Source organism: Chryseobacterium sp. RR2-3-20 (assembly GCF_017808115.1).
In the GTDB taxonomy this organism is placed as follows: Bacteria; Bacteroidota; Bacteroidia; order Flavobacteriales; family Weeksellaceae; genus Chryseobacterium; species Chryseobacterium oryzae.
In genome coordinates, this window is sequence record NZ_JADQBD010000169.1 from 1 (window position 1) to 828 (window position 828).

The 828-nt window shown below is 25.1% G+C and carries 1 protein-coding gene; it reads left to right on the top strand.

Going from position 1 to position 828, the window contains the following annotated elements:
* Nucleotides 1-46: 46 nt before the first annotated feature.
* Nucleotides 47-828, top strand: a 782-nt coding sequence (locus tag IV513_RS15535) for a hypothetical protein (protein ID WP_209391458.1), incomplete at its 3' end; no start/stop codon positions are given.

The following is an 828-nucleotide window of genomic DNA, read 5'->3' on the forward strand; positions in this document are numbered from 1 at the left end:
CCGTTATCTGTCATTCTAAAAGCGAGAGCGTAAAACAAAAACGGATTTGAAAAAGATATTTCACCACTTTATTTTTAGAATTCAACAAGGTTTCAGAATATTTAATTTGAATCCTAAAATAAGTCTCCCAATTTTGCTTGTTTTAGGCGCTTTGGTTGCGGTAAAACTTCCTTCAAATTATTATTATCCCGCAATTTTCTTTGCTTTAACTCTAACTTTTCACATCAATAGAAAAGACATTCCATTTTTAAAAAAAGTTTTTGTAAAAAATTGGAGGTTAATAATTTACATTGAATCTGCAATTATTTATGTGTTATTTATTTTGGGAAATATAAATTATAAAATTGATAAATTGGGTATTTCGCTATTTTTTGCGATAATATTATTTTCTTTTTTTTACCCAAAAGCAAAACCAAATTTATCGCTTAAATGGAATTTTATTCCCGATTCATTGTTTGAATTTAGAAGTTTTTTAAGGAAAAACACTTGGTTTGCAATTATCGGTTATGTAATTATAGTTTTATCTGCGTATCAAACTGCATTATTGATTTTTGTAGGTATTTTCATTTTAGACTACTTTTCAAATATTTACGAACACAATGAAAGTAAAGAAATGTTGGAGATGTATTTTAAAAAGTATTCTTTTGAGCAAAAGTTAAAATCAAATCTCAACTTCTTCAACCTTTTACTTTTGCCAACTTATGTAGGATTTTTAATAATGAATTACAAAGACAGTATTTTCTTAATCTATTATTTTGTATTTATGAACTTTTATTTTTCACTTATTTTAACAAGAAAATATAAAATTTACAACCATAAGGAAAAAAC